11 protein-coding genes and 4 pseudogenes are annotated in these 13,232 nt (G+C 69.1%); 11 read left to right on the top strand and 4 right to left on the bottom strand.

All coding sequences use genetic code 11. From position 1 onward, the window contains the following. The first annotated feature begins 47 nt into the window (after nucleotides 1-47). The 11 genes and pseudogenes from FSYMDG_RS02265 to FSYMDG_RS23815 all read left to right on the top strand — a co-directional run. Nucleotides 48-500, top strand: a complete 453-nt coding sequence (locus FSYMDG_RS02265; protein ID WP_013871998.1) for an SRPBCC family protein — start codon at nucleotides 48-50, stop codon at nucleotides 498-500. Nucleotides 501-572: 72 nt separating this feature from the next. Continuing rightward, nucleotides 573-2,279 carry an apolipoprotein N-acyltransferase gene (gene lnt, locus FSYMDG_RS27805; protein WP_013871997.1) on the top strand — a complete coding sequence of 569 codons (1,707 nt, stop codon included), beginning with the start codon at nucleotides 573-575 and terminating at the stop codon, nucleotides 2,277-2,279. Further along, complete coding sequence (locus tag FSYMDG_RS02255; RefSeq protein WP_013871996.1) at nucleotides 2,276-3,307, top strand: 1-aminocyclopropane-1-carboxylate deaminase/D-cysteine desulfhydrase; 1,032 nt, start codon at nucleotides 2,276-2,278, stop codon at nucleotides 3,305-3,307. Before lnt ends, FSYMDG_RS02255 begins: the two co-directional genes overlap by 4 nt. 285 nt (nucleotides 3,308-3,592) lie before the next feature. Then, entirely contained in the window at nucleotides 3,593-5,317 is a 1,725-nt protein-coding gene (locus FSYMDG_RS02250; protein WP_013871995.1) for a GMC family oxidoreductase, read from the top strand. After that, nucleotides 5,314-6,006: a hypothetical protein gene (locus tag FSYMDG_RS02245; RefSeq protein ID WP_013871994.1), complete on the top strand. Its 693-nt coding sequence runs from the start codon at nucleotides 5,314-5,316 to the stop codon at nucleotides 6,004-6,006. Before FSYMDG_RS02250 ends, FSYMDG_RS02245 begins: the two co-directional genes overlap by 4 nt. Further along, nucleotides 6,006-7,874 (top strand): hypothetical protein, encoded by a 1,869-nt coding sequence (locus tag FSYMDG_RS02240; RefSeq protein ID WP_013871993.1) that lies wholly within the window; start codon nucleotides 6,006-6,008, stop codon nucleotides 7,872-7,874. The genes FSYMDG_RS02245 and FSYMDG_RS02240 overlap by 1 nt, the downstream gene beginning before the upstream one ends. A 156-nt stretch (nucleotides 7,875-8,030) precedes the next feature. Continuing rightward, a pseudogene (locus FSYMDG_RS02235) lies at nucleotides 8,031-8,192 on the top strand (SAM-dependent methyltransferase); the annotation flags it as partial. 67 nt (nucleotides 8,193-8,259) lie between these two features. Further along, the gene (locus FSYMDG_RS02230; protein ID WP_013871992.1) at nucleotides 8,260-9,438 is read left to right on the top strand and encodes an IS3 family transposase; all 1,179 of its coding nucleotides are present in this window, start codon (nucleotides 8,260-8,262) and stop codon (nucleotides 9,436-9,438) included. A 50-nt stretch (nucleotides 9,439-9,488) separates the two neighbouring features. Beyond that, a pseudogene (locus FSYMDG_RS02225) lies at nucleotides 9,489-9,899 on the top strand (SAM-dependent methyltransferase); the annotation flags it as partial. Between the two features lie 294 nt (nucleotides 9,900-10,193). Further along, on the top strand, nucleotides 10,194-10,622 hold the full coding sequence (locus FSYMDG_RS02220) for a VOC family protein (protein WP_013871991.1): 429 nt from the start codon (nucleotides 10,194-10,196) through the stop codon (nucleotides 10,620-10,622). 413 nt (nucleotides 10,623-11,035) lie between these two features. Beyond that, nucleotides 11,036-11,276: pseudogene (locus FSYMDG_RS23815) on the top strand (SAM-dependent methyltransferase); the annotation flags it as partial. Between the two features lie 2 nt (nucleotides 11,277-11,278). Here FSYMDG_RS23815 and FSYMDG_RS02215 read toward each other — a convergent pair. The 4 genes and pseudogenes from FSYMDG_RS02215 to FSYMDG_RS25630 form a co-directional block, all read right to left on the bottom strand. Next, nucleotides 11,279-11,527, bottom strand: a pseudogene (locus FSYMDG_RS02215) (transposase); the annotation flags it as partial. A 151-nt stretch (nucleotides 11,528-11,678) separates the two neighbouring features. Then, entirely contained in the window at nucleotides 11,679-12,830 is a 1,152-nt protein-coding gene (locus tag FSYMDG_RS02210; RefSeq protein WP_013871990.1) for a CapA family protein, read from the bottom strand. A gap of 16 nt (nucleotides 12,831-12,846) precedes the next feature. Then, a complete protein-coding gene (locus FSYMDG_RS02205; protein WP_043602793.1) occupies nucleotides 12,847-13,047 on the bottom strand; it encodes a hypothetical protein in 201 nt (66 codons plus the stop codon). Next, on the bottom strand, nucleotides 13,022-13,162 hold the full coding sequence (locus FSYMDG_RS25630; protein WP_157490963.1) for a hypothetical protein: 141 nt from the start codon (nucleotides 13,160-13,162) through the stop codon (nucleotides 13,022-13,024). Before FSYMDG_RS25630 ends, FSYMDG_RS02205 begins: the two co-directional genes overlap by 26 nt. Nucleotides 13,163-13,232 lie beyond the last annotated feature (70 nt).

The raw sequence follows: 13,232 nt of genomic DNA, 5'->3' as shown, positions 1-13,232 counted from the left end.
ACCGAGGCCAGCTGTCCGCGCTGTTTACGACCATGAATGGAGATCGGATGGCAGAGATCAAGGTGACCGTGGCCCGGGTCGTGACGGCCGAGCCCACCGCCGTCATCGAAGCGCTCGGCGACTACAAGGGCGTCCGGGCCGAAACCTGGCCAGAAACGATCACGGACTACGAGGTGCTGGAGGGCGGCACCGGCGCCGGCACCCGGATCCGCTACAAGCTGCACGCGACCCGCAGCCGCGTCCGCACCGTCGAGGCGGTCGTCTCCGCGCCCGAGCCCGACCGCACCCTGGTCGAAGCCGACCAGAACTCCACCCTGCGGACCGTGTGGACGGTGCAGCCGGTCAGCTCGGGCACGACCCGGGTGTCGGTGGAGACGAGCTGGGCCGGCGCGAGCGGCATCGGTGGATTCTTCGAACGGACCTTCGCACCGATCGGCATCCGCAAGCTGTACAACGGCGTCCTCGACAAGCTCGCCCCTCGGCTGGTGCCCTCCGCCTGAGCTGATCCACACAACCGGCCCACCTGCTGCGCTGCTTTGCGCGGGTGCTCGAAGTGGTCGCAGCATCGCAACATGGACGGCGGGAAGCGCCCGGGCAGGACAACCGGTCGCCGGCTGCCGGCCCGCGGGCTCGCCGGGCTGGCGGGAGCGATCCCGGCGTTCGCCTTCCCGGCACCAGGGATATGGGTACTCGGTTTCGTCGGGCTCGTACCGCTCATGCTGGTCGTCCGCACCGCGTCGACCAGGCGGGAGGCGGCCGTACGGGCCTGGTGGGGCGGCACCGGATTCTTCCTGGTGGCCTGCTACTGGCTGGCTCCGAACGCCGGACCATTCCTGCTCGTACTCACCGCGATACTGGGCGCAACCTGGACGCTGTGGGGTGTGACGGTGTGGGCGGCGCTGCGCGAGTCTCCGTCAGCCCGCAGGCTCGCGTGGGCGCTGCTGGTCGTGCCGTCGGCCTGGGTGGCCGGCGAATTTCTCCGATCATGGCAGGGGCTCGGCGGCCCGTGGGCACTGCTTGGCTCAAGCCAGTGGAACAGCCGGCCGGTGCTGGCGCTCGCCTCGCTCGGCGGAGTGTGGCTGCTCAGCTTCGTGCTGGCCGCCGTCGGGCTGGCACTGGCCGCGGTCGGGATCCCAGGCGCGCCGGCCGGCAGACGGATCATCGCGGGCCTGGCGGCGGTCGGCGTCGTCACCCTCGCCGTCAGCGGCGCGGCGGTACTGAGGCCCACTCCCCCGGCAACCGGGACGCTGCGTCTCGGCGGCGCCCAGCCGGGTGTCGTCCACGCCGTGGAACCCCGGTTCGCCGCGAGCGAAGCCGCCACCCGGCGTCTCGCGGGCAGCGGTGTCGACCTGGTCGTCTGGGGTGAGAGCAGCGTCGGCTTCGACCTCGCCGACGATCCCGCCCACCTGGCCCGGATCGAGGCGGCGGCCCGCGCGGTCGGCGCCGACATCCTGGTCAACACCGACGCCCGCCGAACCGGAACCCTCGGTGCACCGGACGATCTGTCGGGTGCACATGGTTCACCGGCCCCACCGGCCCCACCGGGTTCAACGGGTTCACCGGGCTCCGCCGAAGGGCCGACCCGCGACGGCGGCGGCCCGGAGCGGGCACGTCCACCTGGTTCGCCAGGCCCACGGGAGCGGTCGGAGGCGCCTGGTGACGGGATCTACAAGACGGCGGTCCTCATCGGCCCGGACGGACCGCGCGGCCGCTACGACAAGATGCGCCTGGTGCCGTTCGGCGAGTACATCCCGCTGCGGTCAGTGTTCGACTGGCTGGCTTCGGTGACCGACGCGGCCGCGGAGAACCGCCGGACGGGCCATCAGCTCACCGTCATGCAAACGGCGGGCGTGCGCTTCGGGACGTTGATCTGTTTCGAGTCGGCCTTTCCCGACCTGGGACGCCGGCTCGCCCGGATGGGCGCGGAAGTGATCATCGTGCAGTCGGCGACGTCGACCTTCCAGGGCAGTTGGGCGCCCGCGCAGCACGCGAGCCTCGCCGCGCTGCGCGCCGTCGAGTCGGGACGCCCGGTGGTGCACGCCACGCTCACCGGCGTCTCCGCCGTCTTCGACGCGTCCGGCCGCGAACTCGTCCGTCTCGACACCCACGAACGCGGCGCCTACCGCGCCGACATACCGCTCGCGACCAGACAGACCCTCTACGACCGCTTCGGCAACTGGGTTCCGATCGGCTCACTCGTCATCCTGTCCACCGCCGGCATCACCGCCGCCCTGCACGCCACCCGGCGGTCACGACATTCGCAGGGAGCGTCGACATGAACATGCAGTCTCCGAGTCCGGAGGCTTCGGACCCGGGGGCAGAGCACTCTCGAATTCCACGCCTCGAAGCCCTGCGCTCTGAGGCCCTGTCACCAACAGCCCTGCGTCCGGGGGTGGTGCGGCTTCCCTCGCCGGTCGAGGAGCTGGATGACGAGCGGTTCGCTCGGCACGGGGTCCGGGTGCTGCTCAAGCGTGACGACCTCATCAGCCCCGTGCTACCGGGCAACAAGTGGCGCAAGCTGAAATACAATCTGGTGGACGCCACGGCGTCCGGGAAATCGACGATCCTGACCTTCGGCGGGGCGTTCTCCAACCATGTCCGGGCGACGGCCGCCGCCGGGGCGCTTTTCGGTTTCACCACCATCGGCGTGATCCGCGGTGAGGAACACCTGCCGCTGAACTGGTCGCTGTCGGCCGCCGTCGCCCACGGCATGCGGCTGACCTACCTGGACAGGTCGACGTACCGCCGGAAACACGAACCGGACGTGCTCGCCGACCTGCGGGCGCGTTTCGGTGACTTCTTCCCGCTGCCGGAGGGCGGCAGCAATCCGGCCGGTGTCCGCGGCTGCGCCGAAATCCTGGCCGAGATCCCGGACGAGGTCGAGTCACCCTTCGACATCGTCGCCTGCGGCTGCGGCTCGGGCGGCACCCTGGCCGGTATGGCGGCGAACCTGCGCCCGGGCCAGCGGGCCATCGGATTCTCCGCGCTCAAAGGCGGCCGTTTTCTCCAGGACGTCGTCGACGGCCTCCAGCGCGCCACTTTCGGTCACGCCACCGACAACTGGCATGTCGAGTGCGACTTCCACTTCGGCGGTTTCGCGCGCCGCCCACCGGATCTCCAGCGGTTCATCGACGACTTCGCCGGACGCCACGGCATCGCCCTGGAGCCGGTGTACGTCGCGAAGATGATGTACGGCCTGCTCGAGCTGACCCGCCGCGGCACGATAACCCCCGGCAGTACCGTCCTGGCCATCATCACCGGCCCGGACGAGCACCCGAGAGCGGCCAGCTATCCGGTGCGGGCCTGATCCCACGCCGGCTCCCAACTTTTCGCGGGCGCGATGGCGACACCCGTCCACGAACACACCGGTATCCGACGCCGGAAACAAGCACCGCCGCGGTCCGAAGCGTGCACCCGGACCCAGGGCAGGTCAGGAGCGGGTTGATGAAGCCAGGCCACGCGTCGCGGGGACCGGTGTCGGACTGTGGACAGCGACCCGCCCTGTTTTGGTTGCGGCTGGGCGTGGTTCACTCGTCACGCCCGTGAGTGGGGTGTTTCCAGTCGGCGAGCCGCGGGCGGGCCTGGGGGACAGGTGGGCGGGAACGAACACGCGGACGTCGTGGTTGTCGGTTCGGGATTCGGTGGGGCGGTGACCGCCTACCGTTTCGCCGAGGCAGGCCACAGGGTTGTCCTGCTTGAGCGGGGGAAGGCGTATCCACCGGGGTCGTTCGCCCGCTCCCCGACCGAGATCGCGGCGAACTTCTGGGATCCGAGCCAGGGTCGGCACGGCCTTTTCGACGTCTGGTCCTTCGCCGACTTCGAGGCGGTCGTCTCCAGCGGGCTGGGTGGCGGCTCGCTCATCTACGCCAACGTCCTGCTCCGCAAGGACGAGAAGTGGTTCGTCCGCGACGCGCCCGCCGGCGAGGGCTACGAGAACTGGCCGATCAGCCGGGCCGACCTGGAACCGCACTACGCGGCCGTCGAAAAGACGATAGGTGTGCAGCGCTTCCCCAAGGGGCAGCCGCGCTATCAGGCCTCCCGCCGGACCGAGCTGCTGGAGCAGGCCGGTGAACGGCTCGGATATACCGCCGAGCAGCCGCCGTTGGCGGTCACGTTCGGTGTTGGCGGCGACGCGCCGGTACCGGGGGCGCCCATCGGTGAGCCGGCCTACGGCAACATCCACGGTCGGCCGCGGATCACCTGTGTGCTGTGCGGCGAGTGCGACCTCGGCTGCAACTACGGCAGCAAGAACACCCTGGACCACACCTATCTTTCGGCCGCGGTACACCACGGCGCGAACGTGCGCGTCCACCACGAGGCCCGTTCGATCACCCCACGGGACGGCGGCGGGTACACCGTCGGATACGTGGTACACACCCCCGGCGATGTCGTCGCCACCTCCGCGCTCCCCCAGCGGACGATCACCTGTGATCGTCTCGTCCTTGCCGCCGGCACGCTCGGCACCACCTACCTGCTGCTTCGCAACCGCGCCGCATTACCCGGCATCTCCCGGATGCTCGGGCGACGCTTCAGCGGCAACGGCGACCTGCTCGGCTTCGTCAGCGGGGTGCCCGGCCCGGCCCTGGGCAGCGCGCACGCCCCGGTCATCACGACCGCCGTCCGCGTCCCCGACGCCGTCGACAGCCACGGCGGCCATGCCGGCGGCCACACCGGCGGTCGCGGCGGCCCCGGCGCCGACCGCGGCTGCTACATCGAGGACGCCGGCTACCCCGGTTTCGCCGAATGGCTCGTCGAGGCGGCCAACCTGGACAACGAGGCGTCCCGGATCGTCCGCACCGTCTACGAGCTGATCCGTTCCCGTCTCACCGGCGGTCCGTCCCGCCAGATCGGCGCGCTGGTCGGCCGGCTGCTCGGCCCGGGAGAGGCGTCCGCCGGCGCGATGCCCCTGCTGGGCATGGGGCGCGACATTCCCACCGGAAAAATTTCGGTACGCGACGACTATCTGCAGATCGAGAACTATCCGGCGGACAGCCAGCCGTACTTTGAGCGCCTGGACAGGCTCATGGAGGACCTGGCCGAGGAAATGGGCGGCAAATACCACCGGAATCCGCTGACCCTGCTGTCCCGGGTCATCACCGTGCATCCTCTCGGCGGCGCCTCCATGGGCACCGACATCACCACCGGCGTCATCGACGAATGGGGCGAGGTGTTCAACCACCCCGGCCTGTACGTCGCCGACGGCGCCGCCCTGCCCGGACCGGTCGGGGCGAACCCGTCGCTGACCATCGCCGCCTTCGCCGACCGGCTCGCCGAACATGCCGTGGATGCCGGCCCCGTCCTGGAGACACAGCCATGACCCCTCCCACCAGCCTGCGGTTCACCGAGAAGATGAAGGGTTTCCTCACCCTCGACGAAACCGATCCCCAACGCGGATACGACCAGGGCAGGGAGGACGGGACCGCGCTGTCCTTCCGCCTGACCATCCACACCGAGAACGTGGACGCCTTCGCCACCGACCGGCTGCGGGAGGCCACCGCCAGCGGATACGTCCGTTGCGACGCGCTGGGCGGCAAACGCCCGGTGGGCAACGGCGTCTTCAACCTCTTCGTCGGCGACACCCCCGGGCACCGGCGGATGCTCTACCGGCTGCCGTTCAGCGACGCGGCCGGGCACCCGCTGACGCTCAGCGGGTTCAAGGACGTCCACGACGATCCCGGATTCGACCTGTGGCGGGACACCTCGACGCTCTACACCCGCATTTTCGCCGGCCATGTGGACGCCGCCGGTGAATCCACCGCCCGGATCGTCGGCGCCGGCATCGTCACCATCCACATCCCCGACTTCCTGTGGCAGCTCACGACGTTCCGGACGTCCGGTCCGGCCGGTGGCACGGCGGGCCTGGTGAAGTTCGGCCGGCTGTTCCTCGGCGATCTCTGGGAGGTCTACGGCCGTTCCCTCGGACGCGGGGACGACGAGGAGGACACGGGCGAGAAGGACGCGTGGGACGGAGACGACCCGCGGGACGGTCAGGAGGGCGGGACCTGATGTCCGGTACCCCGCCTCGGCCCGCCGACGACAGCGAGCAGGCGCTCGGTTTCGTACGGGCGTCGATGTCCCGCTGGCTGTCACCCACCCTGCTGCTCGGCACTGCCGTCCGTGTCGGTATCAGCGAGGTGCTCGGCTCCTACGCCGACAAGCGGGAGGCGATGGCCGCGCTGCCGGCCGCCCCCGCGACCGACCTGTCGGACCAGGACGAGCTGTGGTTCGACTATGTCAGCGACCTCGGCGACGGTTTCGACTCGACGTACACGGTGGCCTCGCTGCTTGCCGCGCCAGGCCTTCAGCTGGCCGGTTCGCCGACCCCGCGGGGCCAGCTGCTGGTGATGGGCGGCGACCAGTGCTATCCGACGCCGAGCATCACCGGCTACGAGAACAAACTGATCGGCCCCTACCGGGCGGCGCTGCCCACCGTGGCGTCGCCCACCGTGGCGTCGCCCACCGCGCCGCCCGGGACCGACGAGCAGCCGGCCCAGTCGGCCCGGTCGGCCCAGCCGAAGCTGTTCGTCGTTCCCGGCAACCACGACTGGTACGACGGGCTCACCGCCTTCATGCGGGTGTTCTGCCAGCGCTCCACCATCGGCGGCTGGCGTACCGAGCAGACCCGCAGTTACTTCGCGGTGAAACTGCCGCACCGGTGGTGGCTGCTCGGCATCGACATCCAGTTCGACTCCTACATCGACGACCCGCAGCGCCGGTACTTCCTCGACGTCGCCGAGCAGATGCGGCCTGGCGACGCGGTGATCCTGTGCTCGGCGAAACCGAGCTGGGTCAGCACGGGCGAGGGCAACGCCGAGGCGTTCGCCGTCCTCGACTACTTCGAACGCACCGTGATCCGCAAGGCCGGTGCGCAGGTACGGGTCTCCCTCGCCGGTGACCTGCACCACTATGCGCGCTACCGCCAGGTCGACGGTGACACGCAGAAGTTCACCGCCGGCGGTGGCGGGGCCTATCTGTCCGCCACCCACCACCTGCCACAGCATCTGACGCTGCCGCCACCGGCGTCGCGGGCGCCGAGCAGGACCGACCCGCCGGCGCACTACCAGCTCGAGACGAGTTTCCCGGACGCGCGCACCTCTCGCCGACTGGCCGCCGGCATCGTCCGCCTGCCGGCGTTCGCGCCGGGGCTGGCGGGCCTGCTCGGCGGTATCCACCTGCTGCTGGCGCTGGTGATCGGCGCCACCGCCAGCGCGGGCAGGCCGAAGGCCACCGGACGCCTCGACGCCATCGCCGACGGGCTGCGCGATGCCGGTACCGGCGACCTGTTCGCCGGCCTGGTCGACAACGTGCCAGGGCTGGCGCTGAGCCTGGGTGTCCTGGGCGCCGGGGTGGCCCTGACCAAGAGCGGCCGGACCGCCCGGGGGCTGGCGGTCGGAGCCGCGCATGGGCTGGCCCAGCTCCTGCTGGCGGTCGCCCTGCTGGCCGCCGTGGTGGCGGTGGTCGACCCGTTGCCGGACACCTGGCTGCTGGCCGGTGTGCTGCCGCTGGTGACCGTGCTCGGCGGGCTCGCCGCCATCGAACTGCTCGCCGGCTATCTCTGGCTCGCCGACCGGTTCGCGGGCCTGAACACCAACGAGCTGTTCGCCGCGCAGGGGATCGCCGACTACAAGAACCTCCTGCGGCTGCACATCGGCCCGGACGGATCGCTGACCATCTACCCGGTCGGGATCCGCAGGGTGCCGAAACGCTGGCGTTTCACCCCGCACGCGGTGTCGGGCGCGCCATGGTTCACCCCCGTGGACCGCCAGGTGGAGCCATTCCTCATCGAACCCCCGGTCAGCATTGCCCACGGCGGCCCGCCGGCCGTCCCGTCCCAGCACGCTCGCGGCGACGACGTCGAACCGACCAGCTCGTAACGCGGACGAGGACACCATACGCACCGAATGGTCGTTCGCGGGCGTCGCCAGAAAGAGCGACCAGGAGTAACCGCCGGCGGGCCGTCACGACAGTCCCAGCCGAGTCGAGTCGAGTCGGCAAACACATGGCGAGAAATATCGTAGGATGTCAAAGTGATGGCGCATTCGACCTTTACATCGGGCACCCCCGCGTCGGACGGCAGCTGGGGGCCGGACGTGGATATTCGCTCCGACCGGCCCACACCCGCCCGGATGTACGACTACTATCTCGGCGGCAAGGACAACTTCCCGGTCGACCGGGAAGTTGTCGAAAAAGTGAGGTGGTCCCCGTTCTTCGGACAGTGATCCCTATGTGGGATAATTGATCCGTGAGCGGAGGAGATTGATGACTGAGTCCCGGAGGCGGTTCACGCCCGAGTACAAGGACGAGGCAGTGAAACTCGTCATCGATTCGGGTCGGCCGGTATCGGCGATCGCGAAGGACCTCGGTATCAACGAGGGAACCCTGGGGAGCTGGGTGGCCACCTGGCGTCGGGCCCACCAAGGCGAAGAAGAACCGCTGTCGATGTCCGAGCGTGCCCGGCTACGGGAGCTGGAGAAGGAGAACCGGGAACTCCGGATGGAGCGCGAGTTCCTCTCAAAAAGCGGCAGCCTTCTTCGCGCAACGCCATCAGTGATCGATAAGTTCGAGCTGATCGCCGCGGAGAAGGACAACTACCCGATACGCAAAATGTGCCAGTGGCTCGTGGTGTCGACGTCCGGTTTCTACGACTGGTACCAGCGACCGGTGTCGTCCCGGACCCGCCGGCACACCACCCTGGACACCCAGGTGCGGGCGTTGTTCGCCGCCTCGCGCCAGACCTACGGCGCGCGGCGGATCGCCGCCGCTCTGACCGCGTCGGGCCAGCCCACCTCGGTCCGCCTCGCCCGACGGATCATGCGCCGAGCAGGGCTGAAGGCCTGCCAGCCCAGGGCCTACCGCCGCACCACGATCCCCGGCCAGGCGCCGGTGCCCACCGACCACGTCCGCCGCGACTTCACCGCCACCCGCCCCGGGGCCAAGCTCGTCGGTGACATCACCTATGTCCGTACCGGCGAAGGCTGGCTGTATCTCGCCACGGTCATCGACTGCTATTCACGGAAGGTTCTCGGCTGGTCGATGGCCAGTCACATGCGGACCGAACTCGTCGTCGACGCATTCACCATGGCCGCGTCCCGCACCACCCTTGCACCGAACGCGGTTTTTCACTCGGATCGCGGTACGCAATACACGTCCGACGCCTACCATCGCACGCTGGCACGACACGGCGTGCGACCTTCCGTAGGCGCCACCGGAGTGTGCTGGGACAACTCCGCCGCCGAATCCTTCTTTGGCACCCTGAAAAACGAACTCGTCTATCGGGAAATTTACCTAACCCGTCGTGCCGCCCGCAGTGCGATCGCCGAGTACATCGAAGTCTTCTACAACCGGCAGCGACTCCACTCCACCCTCGGCTACCACACCCCGGAACACGTCGAACGTCTCTACCTGACGAGTCGGACATCAATACCAGAGGCGGCGTAAAGCTGATATAGTCCAGTTATCGCGTGTCCGTAGAATGGGCAGCACCTCAGACCCACATCGGGGCGCTCAAGCCGGTCATGGCGGAGTTCGCCCGGGTCCTGCGTCCAGGCGGTCACCTGGTGATCTCCGACATGCACCCCGAGACCGTGGCACTGGGCTCGATTCCCTCCGTCCGCGATGCTGATGGCCGACCTGGACATCTGAGCGCCTACCGCCACTTGATCGGGGATTATCTGCGGGCCGCGCTGGCGGTGGGACTGCGCGTGCGTCGCTGCGAGGAACCTTCCGCGTCGACCAACGAACCGCCGGGGCCGGCCGACCGGAAAGGCACGTTCGGAGCGGTAGGACCGTGGGAGCTTTGGCCGTGGTGCCTGGACGACATAGTGCCCGAAGCAGCACGAGCCGCCAGGGCCGGTGTGCCGGCGCTGGTCATCTGGCATTTCCAGTTGGCCGAATCGTGACACCACCATCAATGTCGGGGTTTTGATCACGACGGTGATCGTGGCGTCGTAAGTCCCGCCAGCGGTCGCCACCCCTCGCCCATGCGTGACCAAGGGGTGGTACCGATCGTGTTGGCGTAGGTTCAGGCTTCTCACCAGCATATTTTGGCAATCGGGCGAACAACGGGTCCGTACCCGCGTTGCACACGCATGGCTCGGCCCGTGCGACCGCACGACGCAGCAGCGACTCCCGGGGACCATCCTCCCGTCAAAATGCGGGAGATGAGCAAACGTCTCCCATGCTACGGTGCGCCTATGTCATCGATCAAGCAGTTTCAAGTCACCTTTGACTGCGCAGAACCTGAGCGCGTCGCTCGCTTTTGGTGCGAGGTGTTGGGGTACGTTGTGTCGCCGCCCCCGAAGGGGTTCGCCACCTGGGATGATTTCAACCGCTCCCGGTTTCCTGAGGATCAGGGTTCATGGTTCGCCTGCATTGATCCCTCGGGCGTGGGCCCGCGACTGTTCTTTCAGTGCGTTCCCGAAGGAAAGGTCGTCAAGAATCGGCTGCATCTTGACGTGAGGGTCGGCTCCGGGCTCGTGGGTGAAGAGCGCCTCGCCACGCTCGAAGCTGAATGCGCACGACTGTCCGTGCTCGGCGCGGTGCGCGTGCGACTGCTGTATGACGGCCACGACTCCTGCATCGTGATGCAGGACATCGAGGGAAACGAGTTTTGTCTTGACTGAGCATCCTCCGGGACCAGCGAGGTGGTGAGCCGTCTTCCTTGAGCCTCTCTCAAAGCCAGTCCCGTGTGGGGCGGGAGTTATCCCGTAAGGGCAAGGTCGTGCGGTCGTGCGGTGCCGAGCATCGCGGTGCGGTACAGCCATCCGTACAGCTAAGCCCGGGACGCCCGCCGACCAGAGCGAACTCCAGTGGACGCGGTCAGGGCTGTGACCGCGAACGAAGGACGATCGTGGGCGTCCGGACGCGCCGGGCCGATCTTGTAGTCGGGTGGTAGCGCGTGAAGTGCTGCCGCGCCGCTCCCGTTCCTCGGCGCTGGCGCGCCTGCGGTACGGGTCGGCTTGCCAACGGAGGCGCTCAGCCGGCAGACCGAGGCGGACGATGATCACAGTCTTCCATGTGCAACCAAGGGGTGGTACCGGTCGTGCTGACGCACGCCCACGCCGCTGACCAGCACGACCGGCGGTGCCACCGCCTACGTCCGTGACCCGGAGCGGATTCTCGCGGCGGCGGCCGAGGTCCTGGACTTCACCGAGCCGGTCGTGCTCGTGATGTTCGGCACCGTGGGGAACGTCGCCGACGACGACGAGGCGAGCACGATCGTGAAACGACTGCTGGACGGGGTGCCGCCGGGCAGCTATCTCGCGCTCAACGACGGCAGAACCTTGGCGATCGCCTCGGCGGCGCTCTCGGGCAGGGTGAACCCGACCGAGTAGGCCAGCCGCCGGCGGTCCAGCCACGCCACGAACGCATGCGTGCCGCCGCCGCTGTCGGTGCGGATGAGCACCGACCGGCCCCGGCGCAGCCGTTCCGGTAGCTGGGCGAGTGCCGCGGCGGCCACGGTGACGTGGTCGGCGGCCGTGTTGGCCCCGGCGTTACCCGGCCGCAGCAGCACGGCCAGGTCGAAGCCATCCGGGATCACCGAGTCGATGAGGTGCCAGGACAGGTCGACGTCGCCCGCCGCGACAGGTGGTGCTTCACGGCTTGGAAGCCGCCGATGGGGCGCCCGAACTGGTGCCGGTATCTCGGTGGCATCGCACGAGACGGCCGCGTGTCCCGGTTCAGGCTCGACGCAGCGCCAGCAGGCCGTCCGCGGTGAGGTCGAACCGGGCCCCGAAACCGCGGCTGATCTGGTCCAGGATGTCGCACAGCCAGACGCGGTCGGCGACGCACGCCCGGCGCAGCCGCATCAGCCGGGACCGCAGCGGCACCATCCGCAGGCCGGCGAGCGTCCCGGTGTCGGCCGGGTCGGCCGAGACGGACACGAGGTAGGCCAGCCGCAGATCGTCCCGGTAGGGCTCGTAGCCGGCGATGCCCTCGTAATCATCGATGAAGTCGCCGCAGCCATAAAGGATCAGCCGGTCCCGGTACACCTCGACCGGGCGCGGATGATGCGACGAGTGACCGAACAGAATGTCCACACCGCCGTCGACCAGCCGGTGCGCGAAGGCGATCTGCTCGTCGTCGACCTCGTAGCCCCAGTTGGAACCCCAGTGGATCGACACGGCGACGACATCGCTGGCACGCGCCATCCCTCGGGCGCGGGCGGCGAGCTCGTCGGCTGCGGCGTCGGTGAGTCTCTCGACGACGTCGATGCCGGCCCGGTCGTCGGTCGCGGCCCAGCCGGGCGGTATTCCACTGGACGGCACCCCGCACGCGAAGACGAGCACCCGGCCGCGACGGTGGCTTTCATGAGGGTCGCTCTCGCCAGCGCCGCACGGGACGATCGCGGGCCGTCTGGCCTCGTCGGCATCGCGGCCGGCACCCGCATGGCGCAGCCCCGCGCCGGACAGCGCATCGAGCGTCTCGGCAAGCTCGCGGGGCCCGAAGTCCAGCACATGGTTGTTCGCCAGCACACAGACATCCGGCCGACCGGCGGCGAGACACCCAAGATTATCCGGGTTCATCCGATAGTGGACGGCCTTGCCGGGCGCGAAGTCGTCGCACCAGGTGACGCTGGTCTCCAGGTTCAGCACCCGGACGGCGGGCCCGGCCGCGTCCAGCGCCGCCAGCGCGTCGCCCCACGGCCAGGCGGCGTCGACCCGGTGGGGGATCGGCCCGTTCACCGCCTCCGCCAGCTCGACGTAACTACGGGCATCCCGGACGAAACCCTCCAGGAGAGTGGGATCACCCGGACACGGCAGGATCTGATCCACCCCGCGGCCCAGCATGGTGTCACCGCAGAACACGATCGTCACGACGTCGTCACCCACGGTTCCACCGTACGGGTCAGCGCAACGGCATCGGTGCCGCGAAGACCGCGAGGCGGCGGTTGACGTCGTCTCGATCGAAGGGGGTGGGATCTTCTGGATACTCAGGATTCCAGTCCTCGACCGGGGCGTCGCCGCGGCCGGCGAGGCAGGTCGGGTAGGTGGCCGCCGGGTCGGTATCGCGGATCGCCTCCTCACTCGTCTGGCGCGGCCGCGGCACCGGTTCCGTTGGCAGTCACCGGCCTGCCCGCCCCGACCCAGGCGGCCAGTTTCCGGGCGCGGGACATCATGACGCAGCCGTTCGCGAGCTCGGGAAGATCCGTCATCTCGTCCATCGGACGATCATAGAGCGGCCACCTCCTGCCTCCGCGCGAGGCGGCGGTCTCCTCGGACAGTTCCCGACAT

The organism is Candidatus Protofrankia datiscae, from assembly GCF_000177615.2.
Taxonomy (GTDB): Bacteria; Actinomycetota; Actinomycetes; order Frankiales; family Frankiaceae; genus Protofrankia; species Protofrankia coriariae.
This window is presented reverse-complemented; position numbering and strand designations above follow the sequence as displayed.

Coding starts and splice junctions, on each gene's coding strand:
- FSYMDG_RS02245 (WP_013871994.1), top strand. CDS start 5,314: ATGACCCCTCCCACCAGCCTGCGGTTCACCGAGAAGATGAAGGGTTTC.
- lnt (WP_013871997.1), top strand. CDS start 573: ATGGACGGCGGGAAGCGCCCGGGCAGGACAACCGGTCGCCGGCTGCCG.
- FSYMDG_RS02220 (WP_013871991.1), top strand. CDS start 10,194: ATGTCATCGATCAAGCAGTTTCAAGTCACCTTTGACTGCGCAGAACCT.
- FSYMDG_RS25630 (WP_157490963.1), bottom strand. CDS start 13,162: ATGGACGAGATGACGGATCTTCCCGAGCTCGCGAACGGCTGCGTCATG.
- FSYMDG_RS02240 (WP_013871993.1), top strand. CDS start 6,006: ATGTCCGGTACCCCGCCTCGGCCCGCCGACGACAGCGAGCAGGCGCTC.
- FSYMDG_RS02230 (WP_013871992.1), top strand. CDS start 8,260: ATGACTGAGTCCCGGAGGCGGTTCACGCCCGAGTACAAGGACGAGGCA.
- FSYMDG_RS02255 (WP_013871996.1), top strand. CDS start 2,276: ATGAACATGCAGTCTCCGAGTCCGGAGGCTTCGGACCCGGGGGCAGAG.
- FSYMDG_RS02265 (WP_013871998.1), top strand. CDS start 48: ATGGCAGAGATCAAGGTGACCGTGGCCCGGGTCGTGACGGCCGAGCCC.